The sequence below is a fragment of the Stenotrophomonas sp. GD03930 genome (assembly GCF_029839665.1).
Taxonomy (GTDB): Bacteria; Pseudomonadota; Gammaproteobacteria; order Xanthomonadales; family Xanthomonadaceae; genus Stenotrophomonas; species Stenotrophomonas forensis.
In genome coordinates this window covers 163,780-183,282 of sequence record NZ_JAOCAV010000006.1, presented here as the reverse complement: position 1 = coordinate 183,282, position 19,503 = coordinate 163,780, and the positions used below count along the sequence as shown (strand labels likewise).

General features: G+C 64.7%; 18 protein-coding genes and 3 tRNA genes. All 21 read left to right on the top strand.

The window, feature by feature from the left end; all coding sequences use genetic code 11:
* Window positions 1–23 precede the first annotated feature (23 nt).
* The 21 genes from N5C18_RS22100 (at window position 24) to rimP (ending at window position 19,499) form a co-directional block, all read left to right on the top strand.
* Window positions 24–1,001 (top strand): 2-oxoglutarate and iron-dependent oxygenase domain-containing protein, encoded by a 978-nt coding sequence (locus N5C18_RS22100; protein WP_053511619.1) that lies wholly within the window; start codon window positions 24–26, stop codon window positions 999–1,001.
* Window positions 1,002–1,775: 774 nt separating this feature from the next.
* Window positions 1,776–2,531, top strand: a complete 756-nt coding sequence (gene tpiA / locus N5C18_RS22095) for a triose-phosphate isomerase (RefSeq protein ID WP_279945609.1) — start codon at window positions 1,776–1,778, stop codon at window positions 2,529–2,531.
* Window positions 2,532–2,562: 31 nt separating this feature from the next.
* The gene (gene secG, locus N5C18_RS22090) at window positions 2,563–3,000 is read left to right on the top strand and encodes a preprotein translocase subunit SecG (RefSeq protein ID WP_164241761.1); all 438 of its coding nucleotides are present in this window, start codon (window positions 2,563–2,565) and stop codon (window positions 2,998–3,000) included.
* Window positions 3,001–3,051: 51 nt separating this feature from the next.
* A tRNA-Leu gene (locus N5C18_RS22085) sits at window positions 3,052–3,136 on the top strand.
* Window positions 3,137–3,247: 111 nt separating this feature from the next.
* Complete coding sequence (locus N5C18_RS22080; protein ID WP_008265012.1) at window positions 3,248–3,604, top strand: NADH-quinone oxidoreductase subunit A; 357 nt, start codon at window positions 3,248–3,250, stop codon at window positions 3,602–3,604.
* On the top strand, window positions 3,595–4,149 hold the full coding sequence (locus tag N5C18_RS22075) for an NADH-quinone oxidoreductase subunit B (protein ID WP_005410463.1): 555 nt from the start codon (window positions 3,595–3,597) through the stop codon (window positions 4,147–4,149). Before N5C18_RS22080 ends, N5C18_RS22075 begins: the two co-directional genes overlap by 10 nt.
* A 33-nt stretch (window positions 4,150–4,182) precedes the next feature.
* On the top strand, window positions 4,183–4,932 hold the full coding sequence (locus N5C18_RS22070; RefSeq protein WP_005410462.1) for an NADH-quinone oxidoreductase subunit C: 750 nt from the start codon (window positions 4,183–4,185) through the stop codon (window positions 4,930–4,932).
* Window positions 4,929–6,236, top strand: coding sequence for an NADH-quinone oxidoreductase subunit D (locus N5C18_RS22065; RefSeq protein ID WP_053511569.1), 1,308 nt, complete (start codon window positions 4,929–4,931; stop codon window positions 6,234–6,236). The genes N5C18_RS22070 and N5C18_RS22065 overlap by 4 nt, the downstream gene beginning before the upstream one ends.
* A 97-nt stretch (window positions 6,237–6,333) precedes the next feature.
* Window positions 6,334–6,861 (top strand): NADH-quinone oxidoreductase subunit NuoE, encoded by a 528-nt coding sequence (gene nuoE, locus N5C18_RS22060; protein WP_006381132.1) that lies wholly within the window; start codon window positions 6,334–6,336, stop codon window positions 6,859–6,861.
* Between the two features lie 4 nt (window positions 6,862–6,865).
* Window positions 6,866–8,206 carry an NADH-quinone oxidoreductase subunit NuoF gene (nuoF, locus tag N5C18_RS22055; protein WP_006458704.1) on the top strand — a complete coding sequence of 447 codons (1,341 nt, stop codon included), beginning with the start codon at window positions 6,866–6,868 and terminating at the stop codon, window positions 8,204–8,206.
* The gene (nuoG, locus tag N5C18_RS22050; RefSeq protein ID WP_279945608.1) at window positions 8,203–10,437 is read left to right on the top strand and encodes an NADH-quinone oxidoreductase subunit NuoG; all 2,235 of its coding nucleotides are present in this window, start codon (window positions 8,203–8,205) and stop codon (window positions 10,435–10,437) included. The genes nuoF and nuoG overlap by 4 nt, the downstream gene beginning before the upstream one ends.
* The gene (gene nuoH / locus N5C18_RS22045) at window positions 10,434–11,528 is read left to right on the top strand and encodes an NADH-quinone oxidoreductase subunit NuoH (RefSeq protein WP_014037948.1); all 1,095 of its coding nucleotides are present in this window, start codon (window positions 10,434–10,436) and stop codon (window positions 11,526–11,528) included. The genes nuoG and nuoH overlap by 4 nt, the downstream gene beginning before the upstream one ends.
* A 4-nt stretch (window positions 11,529–11,532) precedes the next feature.
* Complete coding sequence (nuoI, locus tag N5C18_RS22040; protein WP_005417924.1) at window positions 11,533–12,021, top strand: NADH-quinone oxidoreductase subunit NuoI; 489 nt, start codon at window positions 11,533–11,535, stop codon at window positions 12,019–12,021.
* A 9-nt stretch (window positions 12,022–12,030) separates the two neighbouring features.
* The gene (locus N5C18_RS22035) at window positions 12,031–12,687 is read left to right on the top strand and encodes an NADH-quinone oxidoreductase subunit J (protein WP_006458640.1); all 657 of its coding nucleotides are present in this window, start codon (window positions 12,031–12,033) and stop codon (window positions 12,685–12,687) included.
* Window positions 12,684–12,989: an NADH-quinone oxidoreductase subunit NuoK gene (nuoK, locus tag N5C18_RS22030; protein WP_005410454.1), complete on the top strand. Its 306-nt coding sequence runs from the start codon at window positions 12,684–12,686 to the stop codon at window positions 12,987–12,989. Before N5C18_RS22035 ends, nuoK begins: the two co-directional genes overlap by 4 nt.
* Before the next feature lie 7 nt (window positions 12,990–12,996).
* Window positions 12,997–15,171 (top strand): NADH-quinone oxidoreductase subunit L, encoded by a 2,175-nt coding sequence (gene nuoL / locus N5C18_RS22025; RefSeq protein ID WP_053450382.1) that lies wholly within the window; start codon window positions 12,997–12,999, stop codon window positions 15,169–15,171.
* Between the two features lie 23 nt (window positions 15,172–15,194).
* A complete protein-coding gene (locus tag N5C18_RS22020) occupies window positions 15,195–16,703 on the top strand; it encodes an NADH-quinone oxidoreductase subunit M (protein WP_008268294.1) in 1,509 nt (502 codons plus the stop codon).
* A 15-nt stretch (window positions 16,704–16,718) separates the two neighbouring features.
* A complete protein-coding gene (gene nuoN / locus N5C18_RS22015; RefSeq protein ID WP_049456506.1) occupies window positions 16,719–18,179 on the top strand; it encodes an NADH-quinone oxidoreductase subunit NuoN in 1,461 nt (486 codons plus the stop codon).
* A gap of 127 nt (window positions 18,180–18,306) precedes the next feature.
* A tRNA-Met gene (locus N5C18_RS22010) sits at window positions 18,307–18,383 on the top strand.
* 82 nt (window positions 18,384–18,465) lie between these two features.
* Window positions 18,466–18,542: transfer RNA gene (locus N5C18_RS22005), tRNA-Met, on the top strand.
* Window positions 18,543–18,908: 366 nt separating this feature from the next.
* Window positions 18,909–19,499 carry a ribosome maturation factor RimP gene (gene rimP, locus N5C18_RS22000; protein ID WP_053450381.1) on the top strand — a complete coding sequence of 197 codons (591 nt, stop codon included), beginning with the start codon at window positions 18,909–18,911 and terminating at the stop codon, window positions 19,497–19,499.
* Window positions 19,500–19,503: the final 4 nt, after the last annotated feature.

Below are 19,503 nucleotides of genomic sequence, written 5' to 3'. Positions count from 1 at the left end.
CACAATGTTCAGGCGGGCCATGAATGCGCTGGCCCCCCAGACCCAACGACAAGCCAGGAACCGCTGTGAGCCAGATCCCCACCCTCGACATCACCCGTTTCGACAGCGACCGCGAGGCCTTCGTGGCCGAGCTGGGCGCGGCCTACCGCCAATGGGGATTCGCGGGCATCCGCAACCATGGCATCCCGCAGGCCGACATCGACGCGGCCTACGATGCCTTCAAGGCCTTCTTCGCCCTGCCGGAAGAGGTCAAGCGCAAGTACCACGTGGCCGGCAGCGGCGGCGCCCGCGGCTATACCCCGTTCGGCGTGGAGACCGCCAAGGGCTCCAAGCATTTCGACCTGAAGGAGTTCTGGCACATCGGCCGTGAAATCGCCGACGACTCCAAGTACCGCGACGTGATGGCGCCGAACCTGTGGCCGACCGAGGTCGAGGGCTTCCGTGAGCGCGGTTACGGTCTGTATCAGGCGCTGGACAACCTGGGTTCGCGCGTGCTGTCGGCGCTGGCCCTGCACATCGGCCTGCCGGAGGACTTCTTCGCCGACAAGACCAACTTCGGCAACTCGATCCTGCGTCCGATCCACTACCCGCCGATCACCACCGACGACATTCCGAACGTGCGCGCCGGTGCCCACGGCGACATCAACTTCATCACCCTGCTGGTCGGCGCCAGCGCCGCCGGCCTGGAAGTGCAGTCGCACGAAGGCGAGTGGGTGCCGTTTACGTCAGACGCGGACACCATCGTGGTCAACATCGGCGACATGCTGCAGCGCCTGACCAACCATGTGTATCCGTCGACCATCCACCGCGTGGTCAATCCCCCGGGTGAACTGGCGCGCCAGCCGCGCTACTCGGTGCCGTTCTTCCTGCACCCGAACCCGGACTTCCTGATCGACGTGCTGCCTTCGTGCATCAGCCCGGAGAACCCGAGCCGCTACCCGGAGGCAATCACCGCCCACGGCTTCCTTGAGGAACGCCTGCGCGAGATCAAGCTGAAGTAACAGGAAGTGAAGGCCGCCGAAAGGCGGCCTTGTTCTTTGCAGGGCTGCGCCCTGCACCCGCGGTAGTGCCGGCCGCTGGCCGGCAACGTCAACGTCGAAAGCGGCTCTGGGTTTCTGCGGGTTGGGCGGGGCGGTGTGGGTTGGCAGGACACGCCGTAAACCCATCCCTGGGGGCTCGATGGCGCCATCCATGGCGCCATCCATGGCGCCAACGGTCCTGCCAACCCACGCCGCCCCACCCCTGACAGTTTCCCGGTGACGGTGGGTAAATCGGGATTTCCGGTAGGTGTCGACCTTGGTCGACACGGTAGATCCACGCCATGCGTGGATGAGATCTGTCAGGGATCGAGGGAGGGGAGGGGCCCGGCTTCTGCTTTTGCTCTTCTTATTTCTTTCTGTGGCGGGCGGAACCGCCGGAATGTGTCAGAGGCCGGGCGGGTGGGGCTGCGCAGGGGCGTGAGCCGCATGGGACCGAGGCATGCCTCGGGCGGGTTGGGCAGGACGCCCAACCCCGGTCTTGCCGTGTGCGCAGGACAGCGCACACGCGCAAGCGGCGACCGAGCTTACAGGGACGTACTTGCAGCGACCCCTGCGCAGTCCCACCCGCCCGGCCAAGCTCCAAATCCAACCGGGCTCTCCGCGACCTACCCACCCCAAACCCGCCACGAGGGGCTGCGCCGTTGGCTGAAAATCCATGTAACCGCTTACACGGAAACGGATTTTTGCCGTAGCGGGTATCATGACCGGCTGACTTCACACAGGAGCCACCCGCTCATGCGCCGCAAGATCGTCGCCGGAAACTGGAAGCTGCATGGCAGCCGTCAATTCGCCAATGAACTGCTGGGGCAGGTCGCCGCCGGGCTGCCGCTGGAGGGGGTGGACGTGGTGATCCTGCCGCCGCTGCCGTACCTGGGCGAGCTGGTCGAGGATTTCGGCGAAACCGGCCTGGCCTTCGGCGCACAGGACGTGAGCAGCAACGAAAAGGGCGCCTACACCGGCGAGGTCTGCGCCGCCATGCTGCACGAGGTGGGTGCCCGCTATGGCCTGGTCGGCCATTCCGAGCGCCGCCAGTACCACCACGAAAGCAGCGAGCTGGTCGCGCGCAAGTTCGCCGCGGCCCTGCATGCTGGCCTGGTGCCGGTGCTGTGCGTGGGTGAAACCCTGGAGCAGCGCGAGGCGGGCCAGACCGAAGCGGTCATCGCCAGCCAGCTGGCGCCGGTGCTCGAGCTGGTCGGCGCGGCCGGTTTCGCCCAGGCCGTGGTGGCCTACGAGCCGGTCTGGGCAATCGGCACCGGCCGTACCGCCAGCAAGGAGCAGGCGCAGCAGGTGCACGCGTTCATCCGTGGCGAAGTCGCGCGCATCGATGCTAGAATCGCTGATTCACTGCCCATTGTTTACGGCGGTAGCGTGAAGCCCGACAATGCCGGGGAACTGTTCGCGCAGCCGGATGTCGATGGTGGGCTGGTCGGCGGCGCCTCCCTGGTGGCCGCGGACTTCCTGGCCATCGCAAGGGCGGCGGCCGCGAACTAATCCTAGAAGTATTGTCCGAGGGCGGTTTCCAATGCTGATGTTGATCCTCAATGTCGTCTACGTGCTGGTCGCTGTGGCCATGATCGCGCTGATCCTGATGCAGCGTGGCTCGGGTGCGGCGGCGGGTTCGGGCTTTGGTGCCGGTGCCTCGGGTACGGTGTTCGGTGCGCGCGGCGCCTCGAACTTCCTGTCCAAGTCGACCAAGTGGCTGGCCGTGGTGTTCTTCGGTATCAGCCTCTTCATGGCCTGGTATGCCGGTCACGGCACCCGCCCGGCGGCCGACCAGGATCTTGGCCTGATGTCCACTCCGGCGGCCAGTGCCCCGGCGGCTCCGGCCGGCGAACTGCCGGCCGTTCCGAAGGCCGATGCGGTCCCGGCTGCCCCGGTTCCGGCCGCGAATGTGCCGGCCAAGGCGGAATCTTCGAATTCTGGTGAAGAAAAGCCTTCGGAAGGCTCCCAGAAAGACTGAAGCCGGTTACAATACGCGGCGCATCGGGAAGATAGTCTGATGTGATCGTTTGCCCAGGTGGCGGAATTGGTAGACGCACTACCTTGAGGTGGTAGCGACGCAAGTCGTAGGGGTTCGAGTCCCCTCTTGGGCACCATTTGTAAGTAAAGCGGGTTGGTCTGGCGCGCAAGGCGCCAGGCAGATTCCCGTCCACTCCCCCATGCCAAAGCGCCTGCAGGCGCGGCGGCAGAGGCAAGAGAGAATCGCTGTGCTGGCCGAATATTTGCCGTCTCTGCTGTTTCTGATCGTTGCCACCGGTATCGGCATTACGCTGATGCTGGTTGGTCGATTCCTCGGTCCCCGCCGCCCCGATCTGGAAAAGCTGTCGCCGTACGAGTGCGGCTTCGAGGCCTTCGAAGACGCGCGCATGAAGTTCGACGTGCGCTACTACCTGATCGCGATCCAGTTCATCGTCTTCGACCTGGAAATCATCTTCATCGTGCCGTGGACCCAGGTCTTCATGGAGCTGGGCGCCCGTTCGCTCATCACCATGGGCCTGTTCGTCGGCATGCTGTTCCTCGGTTTCATTTACGTCTGGAAGAAGGGAGCGCTGGAATGGGAGTGATTCAGACTCTCGATGGCCTCATGAACAACCCCACGCCGGAAGGCCGGGTTGATGACATCCTGCGGCCGGAAGGCGACAACCCGCTGCTGGAAAAGGGCTTCGTCACCACCAGCGTCGACGCACTGCTGAACTGGGCACGCACCGGTTCGATGTGGCCGATGACCTTCGGCCTTGCCTGCTGTGCGGTCGAGATGATGCACGCCGGCGCCGCGCGCCTGGACCTTGACCGCTACGGCGTGGTGTTCCGCCCGTCGCCGCGTCAGTCCGACGTGATGATCGTGGCCGGTACCCTGGTCAACAAGATGGCCCCGGCGCTGCGCAAGGTCTACGACCAGATGCCGGACCCGAAGTGGGTCATCTCGATGGGTAGCTGCGCCAACGGCGGCGGCTATTACCACTACTCCTATTCTGTCGTGCGCGGCTGTGATCGCGTGGTGCCGGTGGACGTCTACGTCCCGGGCTGCCCGCCGACCGCCGAGGCGCTGGTGTACGGGATCCTGCAGCTGCAGAAGAAGATCTGGCGTACACAGACCATCGCCCGCTGACCCCTTCACCTGACAAGAGCGCGCCAAGCCCCCATGGCAGAGCAAGCATCCTTCATCGACCGACTCTCCGCACGTTTCGCAGGTGCGAAGGTCATCGTGGTCGAACCCCGCGGCGAAGTGACGCTGGAAGTGCCTGCCGCCGAGTGGCACGCCACCGCCCTGGCGCTGCGTGACGAGTTTGGTTTCGAGCAGGCCGTGGATCTCTGCGGCGTCGACTACCTCGGTTATGGCTCCGACGAATGGGACACCGCCGACGTGTCCTCGCAGGGCTTCAGCCGTGGCGTCGAAGGCAAGGCCCAGGGCCGCTTCGCGTGGGGCGAGTTCCCCACCGAGGAGAACGGTGCCGACGGTGCCCGCCCGCAGCACATGCCGACCCAGCGTTTCGCCGTGGTCGCCCAGCTGCGTTCGTACCAGCACAACCTGATGATGCACCTGCGCTGCTTCGCCCCTGACGAAGCGCTGCCGGTGGTGTCCTCGCTGACCGGCATCTGGCCGGGCCTGAACTGGTTCGAGCGCGAAGCGTTCGACCTGTACGGCGTGATCTTCGAAGGCCACCCGGACCTGCGCCGGATCCTGACCGATTACGGTTTCGTCGGCCATCCGTTCCGCAAGGACTTCCCGCTGATCGGCAATGTCGAAGTCCGCTACGACGAAGAAAAGAAGCGCGTGATCTACGAACCGGTCACCTCGGTGGAGCCGCGTGTCGGCGTGCCGCGCGTGATCCGTGACGACGCCCGTCTGCAGACCGCAGAAGGTGAGCGCGCGCAGGAGGCAGTGAAGTGAGCCACGTACACCAGGCCGGCGAAGCCTTCGCCAGCAACGCCGCCGAAAGCCGGCAGGAAATCCGCAACTACACCATGAACTTCGGCCCGCAGCATCCGGCCGCTCACGGTGTGCTGCGCCTGATCCTGGAAATGGACGGCGAAACCATCATGCGCGCCGACCCGCACGTGGGTCTGCTGCACCGTGGTACCGAGAAGCTGGCCGAGTCCAAGCCGTTCAACCAGTCGATCGGCTACATGGATCGCCTGGACTACGTGTCGATGATGTGCAACGAGCACGCCTACGTGCGCGCGATCGAGACCCTGATGGGCATCGAGGCGCCGGAGCGTGCGCAGTACATCCGCACCATGTACGACGAAATCACCCGCATCCTCAACCACCTGATGTGGCTGGGCTCCAACGCACTCGACCTGGGTGCGATGGCGGTGATGCTGTACGCCTTCCGCGAGCGCGAAGAGCTGATGGACTGCTACGAAGCAGTCTCCGGCGCGCGCATGCACGCGGCCTACTACCGACCGGGCGGTGTCTACCGCGACCTGCCGGACCACATGCCGAAGTACAAGGAGTCGCGCTGGCACAAGGGCAAGGCGCTGAAGCAGCTCAATGCTTCGCGTGAAGGCTCGCTGCTGGACTTCCTGGAAAACTTCACCAACGAATTCCCGGGTCGTGTCGACGAATACGAGACCCTGCTGACCGACAACCGTATCTGGAAGCAGCGTACCGTCGGCATCGGCGTCGTCACTCCGGAACTGGCCCACCAGTGGGGCATGACCGGTGTGATGCTGCGCGGCTCGGGCGTCGCCTGGGACCTGCGCAAGAAGCGTCCGTACGCCAAGTACGATGCCGTCGATTTCGACATCCCGCTGGGCAAGGAAGGCGACTGCTACGACCGCTACCTGGTCCGCGTTGCCGAGATGCGCGAGTCCAACCGCATCATCAAGCAGTGCGTGGCGTGGCTGAAGGCCAACCCCGGCCCGGTCATGGTCAAGAACTTCAAGGTCGCTCCGCCCAGGCGCGAGGACATGAAGGACGACATGGAAGCGCTGATCCACCACTTCAAGCTGTTCAGCGAAGGCTATTGCGTGCCGGCCGGCGAAACCTACGCGGCAGTGGAAGCGCCGAAGGGCGAGTTCGGCTGCTACCTGGTCTCCGATGGCGCCAACAAGCCGTTCCGCGTGCACCTGCGCGCACCGGGCTTCGCCCACCTGTCCTCGATCGATTCGATCGTGCGCGGCCACATGCTGGCCGACGTGGTGGCGATGATCGGTACCTACGACCTGGTGTTCGGCGAGGTTGACCGGTAATGCCGTCCGCCACGCCAACGCCCGCTGCAGGCAGCCGGCGCAAGCCGGCGCCGCAGTTTCTGGAATTTCACGTTATGCATTTCGCTGAGGTCGGCCGATGAAGGCGACAGGTAATTTCGAGGCGGCGCGCGACGTCGACCCGATGGTGGTGCTGAGCGACAAGACCCGCGCTCACATCGATCACTGGCTGTCCAAGTTCCCGCCGGACCGCAAGCGCTCTGCCGTGCTGCAGGGGCTGCATGCGGCCCAGGAGCAGAACGAGGGTTGGCTGACCGACGAGCTGATCGCCGGCGTGGCCAAGTACCTTGATCTGCCGCCGGTGTGGGCCTACGAGGTCGCCAGCTTCTACTCGATGTTCGAGACCGAGAAGGTGGGCCGCAACAACGTGGCCATCTGCACCAACATCAGCTGCTGGCTCAATGGCGCCGAGGACATCGTGCGCCATTGCGAGAAGAAGCTGGGCATCAAGCACGGTGAATCGACCCCGGACGGCCGCGTCTACCTCAAGCGCGAGGAAGAGTGCCTGGCCGGCTGTGGTGGCGCGCCGATGATGGTCATCAACGGTCACTACCATGAGCGTCTGACCCTGGAAAAGGTCGACGAGCTGCTGGACGGGCTGGAGTAAGGGCATGGCACATCACCACGAATCCAAGGGTCCGGTCGGCCCCGCGCCGCTGCCGCACCAGGTGGTCTACACCACCCTGCATTACGACACCCCGTGGTCGTACGAAAGCTACCTGAAGACCGGTGGCTACGCTGCCCTGCGCAAGATCCTCGAAGAGAAGATCCCGCCGGAGCAGGTCATCGAGATGGTCAAGGCCTCGGGCCTGCGCGGCCGCGGTGGCGCCGGCTTCCCGACCGGCCTGAAGTGGTCCTTCATGCCCAAGGGCAACATGCAGAAGTACATCCTCTGCAACTCGGACGAATCCGAGCCGGGCACCTGCAAGGACCGCGACATCCTGCGCTACAACCCGCATTCGGTGGTGGAAGGCATGGCGATCGCCTGCTACGCCACCGGTTCGACCGTGGGTTACAACTACCTGCGCGGTGAGTTCCACCACGAGCCGTTCGAGCACTTCGAGCAGGCCCTGGCCGACGCCTATGCAAATGGCTGGCTGGGCAAGAACGTGATGGGCTCGGGCGTGGACATCGACATCTATGGTGCGCTGGGCGCCGGCGCGTACATCTGCGGCGAAGAAACCGCGCTGATGGAATCGCTGGAAGGCAAGAAGGGCCAGCCGCGCTACAAGCCGCCGTTCCCGGCGAACTTCGGCCTGTACGGCAAGCCGTCGACGATCAACAACACCGAAACCTACGGTTCGGTGCCGGCGATCATCCGCAACGGCCCGGAGTGGTTCAAGGGCCTGAGCCTGACCGCCAACGGCGGCCCGAAGTGCTTCTCGGTGTCCGGTTGCGTGCAGAACGGCGGCAACTTCGAAGTGCCGTTGGGCACCACCTTCGACGACCTGCTGGAAATGGCCGGTGGCCTGCGTCCGGGCCGCACCCTGAAGGGCGCGATTCCGGGTGGCGTGTCGATGCCGGTGCTGACCGCGGCCGAGCTGAAGGGCCTGCCGATGGACTACGACACCATCCGTGCACTGGGCTCGGGCCTGGGTTCGGGCGCCGTCGTGGTGCTCGATGACAGCGTCTGCTGCGTCAAGTTCGCCTGCCGCATCAGCCAGTTCTTCCACAAGGAATCCTGCGGCCAGTGCACCCCGTGCCGTGAAGGCACCGGCTGGATGCACCGCGTGCTGGAGCGCATCGTTGCCGGCAAGGCCACGATGGAAGACCTGCACCAGCTGAAGGCAGTGGCCGGCCAGATCGAAGGCCACACCATCTGCGCGTTCGGCGAAGCGGCTGCATGGCCCATCCAGGGCTTCCTGCGCCAGTTCTGGGACGAGTTCGAGTACTACATCGTCAACGGTCATTCGATGGTTGACGGCAAGAAGGTGGAGGCAGCCGCTGCATGAGCGCGCAACCCGTAAATCCGAGCGTCCCACCCGATCACGTCACCATCGAGATCGATGGCAAGTCGCTGGTCGTGCCCAAGGGCTCGATGATCATCCAGGCCGCCGACAAGGCCGGCATCTCCATTCCGCGCTTCTGCTACCACGAGAAGCTGCCGATCGCCGCCAACTGCCGCATGTGCCTGGTGGACGTGGAGAAGTCGCCGAAGCCGGCGCCGGCCTGCGCCACTCCGGTGATGGACGGCATGAAGGTCGCCACCCGCAGCGAGAAAGCACTGAAGTTCCAGCGCTCGGTGATGGAGTTCCTGCTCATCAACCACCCGCTGGACTGCCCGATCTGTGATCAGGGCGGCGAGTGCGAGCTGCAGGACGTGTCGCTGGGCTATGGCCGTTCGGTCAGCCGCTTCAACGAGCGCAAGCGCGTGGTGCCGGACGAGGACATGGGTCCGCTGGTCGCCACCGAGATGACCCGCTGCATCCAGTGCACGCGCTGCGTGCGCTTCACCGCCGACGTGGCTGGCACCTATGAACTGGGTGGCATGTACCGCGGCGAGAACCTGCAGATCGGTACCTACGACGGCAAGCCGCTGACCACTGAACTGTCCGGCAACGTCGTCGACGTCTGCCCGGTCGGTGCGCTGACCAACAAGGTGTTCCAGTTCCGCGCCCGTCCGTGGGAACTGACCGCACGCGAGTCGCTGGGTTACCACGACGCGATGGGTTCGAACCTGTTCCTGCACGTGCGTCGCGGCGAAGTGCTGCGCACCGTGCCGCGCGACAACGAAGCCGTCAACGAATGCTGGCTGTCCGACCGTGACCGCTACTCGCACCAGGGCCTGTACAGCGAAGACCGTGCGGTCAAGCCGCTGCGCAAGGTCAATGGCGAGTGGAAGGAAGTGAGCTGGGCCGAAGGCCTGGCCGCGGCCGCCGAGATCCTCAAGGCCAACCAGGGCGACAACCTGGGCGTGCTGGTGCATCCGGCGACCTCGAACGAGGAGGGCGCGCTGCTGGCCCGCCTGGCCAAGGGCCTGGGTTCGAGCAACATCGACCACCGCATCAACAACCGCGATTTCTCCGACGCCGCGACCGCCGAAGTGTTCGGCCTGCCGCTGGCCGAGATCGAAGGCGCCGACCGCATCGTCGTTCTGGGCAGCAACATCCGCCACGAACTGCCGCTGCTGCACGCCCGCCTGCGCAAGGCGCAGACCACTAATGGCGCCAAGATCCACGTCGTCAACCCGGTGGACTTCGACTTCGCCTTCAGCATCGCCGGCAAGCAGATCGTCGCGCCGTCGAAGTTCGCCGACGCGCTGGCCAACGCCGAGCTGCGTTCGGCAGTGCAGGGCGGCAACAACACCGTGCTGATCGTCGGTGGCATCGCCGAGAACCACCCGCAGGCTGCCGCGATCCGCGCCGCTGCGCGTGACTTCGCAGCCGCCACCGGTGCCAAGCTGTGCCGCATCCCGCAGGGCGCCAACGCCGTTGGCCTGACCCGCGCCGGCGTGCTGCCGGCCGGTAAGGACGTCGCCGCGATGCTGGCGCAGCCGCGCCAGGCCTACGTGGTGTACGGCCTGGAGCCGGGCCTGGACTTCGCCGATGCTCCGGCGGCGCGCAAGGCGCTGGTCGGTGCCAAGGTGGTGGCCTTCAGCCAGTTCGCCTGTGTCTCCACCCGCGACGTCGCCGATGTGATCCTGCCGATCGGCGCGCTGCCGGAAATCGACGCCACCCTGACCAACCTCGATGGTCGCGAGCAGTCGGCCCGTGCCGGCGGCAAGCTGCCGGGCGAGGCGCGTGAAGGCTGGCGCGTGCTGCGCGCACTGGGCGGCGACATGGCGCTGGCCGGTTTCGACTTCACCGACCTGGCCGGCCTGCGCGCCAGCCTGGCCCCGGTGTCGGTCAGCGTTGCCGCTTCGGCGCAGCCGGCCGTAGCCGGCGAGGGCCTGGAAGTGGCTTCGACCGCCGCGATCTACCGCACCGACGCGGTGGTCCGTCGCGCCCCGGCGCTGCAGTCGCATCCGCTCAACAACGCCCCGCGCATCGTGCTGAACGCTGAAGATGCCGCTCGCCTGCAGCTGCAGGAAGGGCAGATGGCCAAGGTCGGCACCGATGCCGGCAAGGCCACCCTGCCGGTGGTGGTCGACGCCCGCGTCGCTGCGGGCTCGGTCTGGATTGAATCGGGCCACGGCGCGACCGCGCCGCTGGGTGCCGCTCGCGTAACGGTGGTGGCTGCATGAACGAATTGCTGTTGAACGCGGTCGACCCGCTGCACCAGTGGCTGCTTGGCCTCGGTGACATCGGCGCGCTGATCTGGATCATCCTGAAGATCCTGGTGATCGCCGTTCCGGTGATCATCTCGGTGGCCTTCTACGTGGTCTGGGAACGCAAGCTGATCGGCTGGATGCATGTCCGCCACGGCCCGATGTACGTGGGCATGGGCATCTTCCAGGCCTTCGCCGACGTCTTCAAGCTGCTGTTCAAGGAAGTGGTGCAGCCGAGCAGCGCCAACAAGGCGATCTACCTGCTGGCCCCGCTGATCACCCTGGCCCCGGCCTTCGCGGCCTGGTCGGTGGTGCCCTTCGATTCGCAGATCGTGCTGTCCAACGCCAACGCCGGCCTGCTGTACCTGCTGGCGATGACCTCGCTGGGCATCTACGGCATCATCCTTGCCGGTTGGGCGTCCAACTCGAAGTACGCGTTCCTGGGTGCCATGCGCGCCTCGGCGCAGATGATCAGCTACGAAATCGCGATGGGCTTCGCCCTGGTCGGCGTGATGATCGCTTCGGGCAGCCTGAACCTGAGCAACATCGTGATGGCGCAGGCCGGCAGCTCCGGCTTCTTCGACTGGTTCCTGCTGCCGCTGTTCCCGCTGTTCGTCATCTACTGGGTGTCGGGTGTGGCGGAAACCAACCGCGCACCGTTCGACGTGGTGGAAGGCGAGTCGGAAATCGTCGCCGGCCACATGGTCGAGTACTCCGGCGGCGCGTTCGCGCTGTTCTTCCTGGCCGAATACGCGAACATGATCCTGATCAGCTTCCTGATCTCGATCTTCTTCCTCGGCGGCTGGCTGAGCCCGGTCCAGGGCTGGGTCAACTTCGGCGATGTCTCGCCGCTGGTCGACTGGATCTGGAAGGGCGGTGCACCGTGGCTGTTCGTCAAGGTGTTCTTCTTCGCCAGTGCCTACATCTGGTTCCGTGCCAGCTTCCCGCGCTTCCGCTATGACCAGATCATGCGCCTGGGCTGGAAGGTCTTCATCCCGCTGGCCATTCTGTGGATCGCGGTTACCGCCGTCATGGTGTTCTTCGGCGTGATTCAAAAGGGCGTCTAAAGTGATGAACAGGATTACCCATTACTTCAAGAGCCTGCTGCTGCTCGAACTGCTGGCGGGCCTCTGGCTGACGCTGAAGTACAGCTTCAAGCCGAAGTACACGATGATGTACCCGATGGAGAAGTTCCCGCAGTCGCCGCGCTTCCGTGGCCTGCACGCCCTGCGCCGTTATCCCAACGGTGAAGAGCGCTGCATCGCCTGCAAGCTGTGCGAAGCGGTGTGCCCGGCGCTGGCCATCACCATCGACTCGGCCAAGCGCGAAGACGGCACCCGCCGTACCACGCGCTACGACATCGACCTGTTCAAGTGCATCTTCTGCGGCTTCTGCGAAGAAAGCTGCCCGGTGGACTCGATCGTCGAAACCCACATCCTCGAGTACCACTTCGAGAATCGTGGCGAAAACATCGTTACCAAGCCGCAGCTGCTGGCCCTGGGCGACCGTCTCGAATCCGAGATCGCCGAGCGTCGCGCCGCCGATGCCGCTTACCGCTGAGGTCGAGAGATGGATTGGGTAAATATCGCTTTCTGGGTGTTCGCCATCGCAGCAACGGTTTCGGCCGGTGCGGTGATCAGCGTGCGCAACCCGGTTCACGCCGTGCTCTGCCTGGTGCTGACCTTCTTCTCCATCGCCTGCGTGTGGCTGCTGGTGGGCGCCGAATTCCTCGGTGTGGCCCTGGTGCTGGTCTACGTCGGCGCGGTGATGGTGCTGTTCCTGTTCGTGGTGATGATGCTGGACATCGACCCCACCAAGCTGCGTGAGGGCTGGGTGCGCTACCTGCCGGTCGGCCTGATCGTCGCGGTCGCGATGCTGGTGCAGATGTTGATCCTGATCGGCGTCAAGGCCCGCTCGGTCACCCCGTTCCCGGCCGACAACGCCGCCGCGGTCGCCGCCGACAGCTCCAACGTCACCTGGCTGGCGCGCACGCTGTTCACCGAGTACCTGCTGCCGTTCGAGTTCGCTGCCGTCATCCTGACCGTGGCCGTGGTTGCCGCCGTGATGCTGACCCTGCGCCGCCGTACCGGCGTGAAGAGCCAGAACCCGGGCGAGCAGACCATGGTCAAGGCCGGCCAGCGCCTGCGCATGGTCAAGATGGGCGCCGAGGCACCGGTCGTGCACAGCAACAGCAAGCCGGCCGCCGGCGAGGAGACCCAGCCGTGATTACCCTTGGCCACATGCTTGCGCTCGGCGCGGTGCTGTTCGCCATCAGCCTGGCCGGTATCTTCCTCAACCGGAAGAACGTCATCGTCCTGCTGATGTCGATCGAACTGATGCTGCTGTCGGTGAACATCAATTTCGTCGGCTTCTCGCGTCAGCTGGGCGATCCGTCCGGCCAGCTGTTCGTGTTCTTCATCCTGACCGTCGCCGCCGCGGAAGCCGCCATCGGCCTGGCGATCCTGGTGACCCTGTTCCGTACCCGCCGCACGATCAATGTCGGCGAAGTCGATTCGCTGAAGGGCTGATCCACAGATGGAAATCACTCTCTCCAAGAGTCTGTTGATCGCAGTGGTGCTTGCACCGCTGTTCGGCAGCATCATCGCCGGCCTGTTCGGTCGCCAGGTCAAGCGCTTCGGCGCGCAGACCATCACCATCCTCGGCGTCGCGGTGGCCTGCGGCCTGTCGATGTACACGCTCTACCAGCTGCTGTGGGGCGGTGCGCAGCCGTTCAACCAGAACATCTACACGTTCTTCGAAGTCGGCCAGTATTCGGCCCACGTCGGCTTCATGGTCGACAAGCTGACCGCGATGATGATGGTGGTGGTGACCTTCGTGTCGCTGCTGGTCCACATCTACACGATCGGCTACATGCAGGACGACCCGGGCTACCAGCGGTTCTTCAGCTACATTTCGCTGTTCACCTTCTCGATGCTCACCCTGGTGATGAGCAACAACTTCCTGCAGCTGTTCTTCGGCTGGGAAGCGGTGGGCCTGGTGTCGTACCTGCTGATCGGCTTCTGGTTCAAGCGCCCGACCGCGATCTTCGCCAACATGAAGGCGTTCCTGGTCAACCGCGTCGGTGACTTCGGCTTCCTGCTGGGCATCGCCGGCGTGCTGTGGGTGTTCGGCACCCTGGACTACTCGCAGGTGTTCTCGCAGGCCGGCATGCTGGCCGACCCGCGCGCCCAGCTGCAGATCTGGGACGGCACGATCCTGGGCATGCAGCTGCTGAACGAGCCGGTGATCTGGTCGATCGCCACCGTCATCTGCATCTGCCTGTTCATCGGCGCCATGGGCAAGTCGGCCCAGGTCCCGCTGCACGTGTGGCTGCCGGACTCGATGGAAGGCCCGACCCCGATCTCGGCACTGATCCACGCCGCGACGATGGTGACCGCCGGTATCTTCATGGTTACCCGCATGTCGCCGCTGTTCGAGCTGTCGCAGACCGCGCTGAACTTCATCCTCTTCATCGGCGCCACCACCGCGTTCTTCACCGGCCTGATCGGCATCGTGCAGAACGACATCAAGCGCGTCGTCGCGTACTCCACGCTGTCGCAGCTGGGCTACATGACCGTGGCGCTGGGCGTGTCGGCCTATTCGGCCGCCGTGTTCCACCTGATGACCCATGCGTTCTTCAAGGCCCTGCTGTTCCTGGGTGCCGGCTCGGTCATCATCGCGATGCACCACGAGCAGGACATGCGCAAGATGGGCGGCCTGCGCAAGTACATGCCGATCACCTTCGTCACCATGTGGATCGGTACCCTGGCCCTGGTCGGTACGCCGTTCTTCTCGGGCTTCTACTCGAAGGACACCATCATCGAGGCGGCCGAGATCCACGCGCACATGCAGAACAGCTGGGTGGCCACCTATGGCTACTGGGCGGTGCTGGGTGGCGTGCTGGTGACCAGCTTCTACAGCTTCCGCCTGCTGTTCATGACCTTCCATGGCAAGGAGCGTTTCCGCGACGCGCATGATGACCATGGCCACGGCCATGACGATCACCACGCCGCAGACGCACATCATGCCGATGCCCACCACGGCGATGCCCATGACGACCACGGCCATGGCCACGGTCCGCATGAGCCGCATGAAACTCCGTGGGTGGTGACCCTGCCGCTGATCCTGCTGGCCATCCCGTCGATCGCCATCGGTTTCTTCAGCATCGGTCCGATGCTGCATGGCACCGACTGGGCCGGCCACCACGCCCACGCGGCGATCCAGGGCCAGGTCAACACGTTCTTCACCGGTATCGTGAACTTCTACGATCCGGCCAAGAACACCGTTGCCTTCCTGGGTGAAGAGTTCCACGGGCCGGTGGCGTTCGCGCTGCACGGCATGATGCTGCCGCCGTTCTGGCTGACCCTGGCGGGCTTCCTGCTGGCTGCACTGTTCTACCTGTGGAAGCCGGACCTGTCGGGCAAGGCGCGCAAGACCTTCGCCCCGCTGGTGTCGGTGCTGGAAAACAAGTACGGCTTCGACAAGCTGTGGATCGATGGCTTTGCCGGCGGCAGCGTCAAGCTGGGCAAGGTCTCGCGCTGGATCGACAGCAACATCGTCGACGGCGTGGTCAATCTCTCGGCACGTGTTGTGGACGTCGCAGCCGGCGTGCTGCGTCGTACCCAATCCGGTTTCCTCTATCACTACGCCTTCGCGATGATCATCGGCCTGATTGCCCTGTTGGGCGTGCTGATGCATTACCTGCGTTGATGACCTGTACGGAATAAGAAGACGTGTCGAACTGGCCTCTACTCAGTGTCCTCATCTGGCTGCCGATCCTCGGTGGCGCCCTGATCCTTGCGATCCGTGATGCGCAGACCGCCCGCTGGGCGTCGCTGGGCGTCGCGGTGCTGACCTTCGTGGCGAGCCTCTCGCTGCTGAGCGGCTACAACGCGGGCATCGACGGTCTGCAGTTCGTCGAGACCCATGCCTGGATCCCGGCGTACAAGATCGGCTACAACCTGGGCGTGGACGGCATCGCCGTGGCGCTGATCCTGCTGACCACCCTGGTCAGCGTGCTTGCCCTGATCGGCGCCTGGAGCGCCATCGACAAGCGCGTCAACCAGTACGTGGCCGCCTTCCTGATCCTGGAAGGCGTCACCGTGGGTATCTTCTCGGCCACGGACGCGATGTTGTTCTACGTGTTCTTCGAGGCGATGCTGATCCCGATGTTCCTGATCATCGGTGTCTGGGGTGGCCCGCGCCGCATCTACGCCGCGCTGAAGTTCTTCCTGTACACCTTCCTTGGCTCGGTGCTGATGCTGGTGGCGCTGATCTACCTGTACCTGAAGGGCGGCAGCTTCCAGCTGGCCGACCTGTACGCGCTGCCGCTGTCGGCCAAGGAACAGACCTGGATCTTCTTCGCCTTCCTGATCGCCTTCGCGGTCAAGGTGCCGATGTTCCCGGTCCACACCTGGCTGCCGGATGCCCACGTGGAAGCGCCGACCGCCGGTTCGGTGATCCTGGCCGCCATCGCCCTGAAGATCGGTGGCTACGGCTTCCTGCGCTTCAACCTGCCGATCGTCCCGGACGCATCGCAGGAATGGGCCTGGCTGGTGATCGCGCTGTCGCTGATCGCGGTGATCTACGTCGGCCTGGTCGCCCTGGTGCAGGACGACATGAAGAAGCTGATCGCGTATTCGTCGATCGCGCACATGGGCTTCGTCACCCTCGGTACCTTCATCGCCCTGTGGCTGGTGCGTGAAGCCGGCAACGCCGATGCGGCCCGCCTGGGCCTGCAGGGCGCCATGGTGCAGATGATCTCGCACGGCTTCGTGTCCGGCGCGATGTTCTCCTGCGTCGGCGTGCTGTACGACCGCATGCACAGCCGCCGCATCGCCGATTACGGCGGCGTGGTCAACGTGATGCCGTGGTTCGCCACCTTCGCCATGCTGTTCTTCATGGCCAACGCGGGCCTGCCGGGTACCAGCGGCTTCGTCGGCGAGTTCATGGTCATCCTGTCGGCGTTCCAGCGTAATCCGTGGATCGCGCTGGGCGCGGCCACCACCCTGATCATCGGCGCCGCCTACACCCTGTGGCTGTACAAGCGCATCTTCTTCGGCGAAGTGGCCAACAGCCACGTTGCCGAACTGAAGGACATCAACGGCCGCGAATGGCTGGTGCTGGGCGTGTTCGCCATCGGCGTGCTGGCCCTGGGCATCTACCCCAAGCCGCTGACCGACCTGATGGAGCCCTCGATCGCGAAGCTGGCGATGCAGATCGCATCCAGCAAGCTGCTGTAATTCCAGGATTTGATGATGACCACCTCGCCGCTGCTGCCATTGACCGCCGCTGACCTGCCACCGCTCGCTCCCGAGCTGGTGCTGATCGGCAGCGCCTTCGCCCTGATGATCCTCGACCTGTTCGTCAGCAACCGGAACAAGATCGTCACCCACCTGTTCTCGCTCGCTGCGCTGGCCGTGGTGCTGTTCATGCTGGCCACCGGCGTGGGCGGGCAGGGGGAGGTCTTCCATGGCATGTTCGTGCGCGATACCGCCGCGGACGTGATGAAGACCGGGATCGTGCTGCTCAGCGGCCTGACCCTGGTCTATGGCTGGCGCTACCTGCGTGATCGCAACCTGTTCCAGGGCGAGATCCCGGTGCTGATCCTGTTCGGCACCGCCGGCATGATGATCCTGGTCTCGGCCGGCAGCCTGCTGATGGTCTACCTGGGTCTGGAACTGCTGGCGCTGTGCTCCTACGCGCTGGTGGCCAGCAACCGCGAGAACGGCCTGGCCTCGGAAGCGGCGATGAAGTACATCGTGCTCGGTTCGCTGGCCTCGGGCCTGCTGCTGTACGGCATGTCGCTGATCTACGGCGCCACCGGCAGCCTGCACCTGGACGTCATCCGCGATGCCATCCCGCATTCGGAAGAACGCGTGCTGCTGATCACCGGTGCGGTGTTCATGATCGCCGGCGTCGCCTTCAAGCTGGGTGCCGCGCCGTTCCACATGTGGCTGCCCGACGTGTACCAGGGTGCCCCGGCGCCGATCGCGCTGTTCATCAGCTCGGCGCCGAAGCTGGCCGCCTTCGGCATGGCCTACCGCCTGCTGGAAATGGGCGTGGGCCCGTTGTCGACCGAACTGCAGTTGCTGATCGCCGGCCTGGCTGCGGTGTCGCTGGTCATCGGCAACCTGATGGCCATTGCGCAGAGCAACCTCAAGCGCATGCTGGCGTTCTCCACCGTTTCGCACATCGGCTTCCTGCTGATGGGCATCGCCGGTGGTGGCGCGCAGGGCTATGCCGCCGCGCTGTTCTACGCACTGGCCTACGCCATCATGTCGACCGCCGCCTTCGGCGCGATCATCGCGCTGTCGCGTGCCGGCTTCGAAGCCGAGAACATCGAAGACTTCAAGGGCCTGAACGCCCGCAACCCGTGGATGGCCGGCCTGGTGCTGTGCATCATGGCGTCGCTGGCCGGCATCCCGCCGTTCCTGGGCTTCTGGACCAAGCTGGCCGTGCTCGGCGCGGCGGTCAACGGCGGCCTGCTGTGGCTGGCGATCCTGGGCGTGCTGTGCGCCGTGGTCGGCTGCTTCTACTACCTGCGCGTCATCAAGGTCATGTATTTCGATGAGCCGGTGGGCGAGGCCATGCCGCGCAGCAACGACCGCGTACTGGGCCTGGTGCTGGGCGTGAACGCACTGGCGCTGCTGGCGCTGGGCATTGCCTGGAACCCGATCATGGTCTGGTGCCAGCAGGCATTTGCGCATCTTGCATAAAAGTTGACACAAAGCTGCGCGATTCGTGTAATATGCGCAGCCTGAGTTGTCACTGCAGCGGTTCAGCCAGAACATCGTTGCGGTAGCCCTCCTCGAAAGAGCAGGGCAGCAGTTCAAACACTTCCGGTGCGGGGTGGAGCAGTCTGGCAGCTCGTCGGGCTCATAACCCGAAGGTCGCAGGTTCAAATCCTGCCCCCGCTACCAACATCGAATCGGCGCCAACCGGTTTGATGAATGAGGGAAAGCTTGCATTTTTCGCAGCAATGCCTCATGATTCCGCTTCTGATGCGGGGTGGAGCAGTCTGGCAGCTCGTCGGGCTCATAACCCGAAGGTCGCAGGTTCAAATCCTGCCCCCGCTACCAAGTAAAGAATGCGCCTTCGAAGTCCTGCTTCGAAGGCGTTTTTCTTTGGGTCCTGCGGCGTTTCCGCGCGACCGGGGTCAGATCCCTTTTCCTGCGGAGAGGGATCTGACCCCGGGCTCACACCTTGCACCAGTGCGGTGCAGCCGCTATCATCAGCGGCCTAGCAGTACCCCTGAAGGCGGCCTCCCAGCGGGAGTCCGGATCCGGAAGGAGGGCCGCAACCGGCAGGCACTGCAGGTTGCAACCGGAATCCAGTCACCGGAGTCTTTCCGGAAAAGGGGCCCAGCGGGCCCTTTGTCGTTTCCGGGGCGTCATGTTTCCACGCCGGCCAAGGCCGGCACCCAACCATAGAGATCAAGGCAGGCTGTGAGCGACAAGGCAACCGACATCGCGAATCTGCTCGCCCCGACCGTTGTGTCGCTGGGCCTGGAGCTGCTGGGCGTTGAGTATCTGCCGGCCCCCGGCGGTGCGACCCTGCGCCTTTACATCGACGTGCCGCTGGCTGAACAGCCCGAGCGCATCATCAATGTCGACGACTGCGAGCGCGTCAGCCGCGAAGTGTCGGCGCAGATGGACGTCGAAGACCCGATCAGCGGCAACTACACGCTGGAAGTGTCTTCGCCGGGCGTGGACCGTCCGTTGTTCAACCTGGAGCAGTTCGGCCGTCACCTCGGCGAAATGGCCAAGGTCACCCTGAAGCTGCCGCAGGACAACCGTCGTCGCCTGCAGGGCCGCATCGAAGCAACCGACGAGGCCGCGGACACCATCACCTTCGTTGTCGACAAGACCGAAGTGGTCGTGTCGGCCGACAACATCGACAAGGCACGGATCATGCCCGACTGGGTGGCGCTGGGGCTGGCCCCGAGCAAGCCGACCGGTCCGGCACCGAAGCGTCCGAAGCCGAACAAGAATTCTTCTTCCAACGAGCCGGCGGCAAAGAAGCCGCGCGCGGAGTGAGCCA

Excerpts from the sequence above, each read along its gene's own strand:
- N5C18_RS22100 (WP_053511619.1), top strand. The coding sequence starts at position 24 with ATGCGCTGGCCCCCCAGACCCAACGACAAGCCAGGAACCGCTGTGAGC.
- tpiA (WP_279945609.1), top strand. The coding sequence starts at position 1,776 with ATGCGCCGCAAGATCGTCGCCGGAAACTGGAAGCTGCATGGCAGCCGT.
- secG (WP_164241761.1), top strand. The coding sequence starts at position 2,563 with ATGCTGATGTTGATCCTCAATGTCGTCTACGTGCTGGTCGCTGTGGCC.
- N5C18_RS22075 (WP_005410463.1), top strand. The coding sequence starts at position 3,595 with ATGGGAGTGATTCAGACTCTCGATGGCCTCATGAACAACCCCACGCCG.
- N5C18_RS22070 (WP_005410462.1), top strand. The coding sequence starts at position 4,183 with ATGGCAGAGCAAGCATCCTTCATCGACCGACTCTCCGCACGTTTCGCA.
- nuoE (WP_006381132.1), top strand. The coding sequence starts at position 6,334 with ATGAAGGCGACAGGTAATTTCGAGGCGGCGCGCGACGTCGACCCGATG.
- nuoF (WP_006458704.1), top strand. The coding sequence starts at position 6,866 with ATGGCACATCACCACGAATCCAAGGGTCCGGTCGGCCCCGCGCCGCTG.
- nuoG (WP_279945608.1), top strand. The coding sequence starts at position 8,203 with ATGAGCGCGCAACCCGTAAATCCGAGCGTCCCACCCGATCACGTCACC.
- nuoH (WP_014037948.1), top strand. The coding sequence starts at position 10,434 with ATGAACGAATTGCTGTTGAACGCGGTCGACCCGCTGCACCAGTGGCTG.
- nuoI (WP_005417924.1), top strand. The coding sequence starts at position 11,533 with ATGAACAGGATTACCCATTACTTCAAGAGCCTGCTGCTGCTCGAACTG.
- N5C18_RS22035 (WP_006458640.1), top strand. The coding sequence starts at position 12,031 with ATGGATTGGGTAAATATCGCTTTCTGGGTGTTCGCCATCGCAGCAACG.
- nuoL (WP_053450382.1), top strand. The coding sequence starts at position 12,997 with ATGGAAATCACTCTCTCCAAGAGTCTGTTGATCGCAGTGGTGCTTGCA.
- nuoN (WP_049456506.1), top strand. The coding sequence starts at position 16,719 with ATGACCACCTCGCCGCTGCTGCCATTGACCGCCGCTGACCTGCCACCG.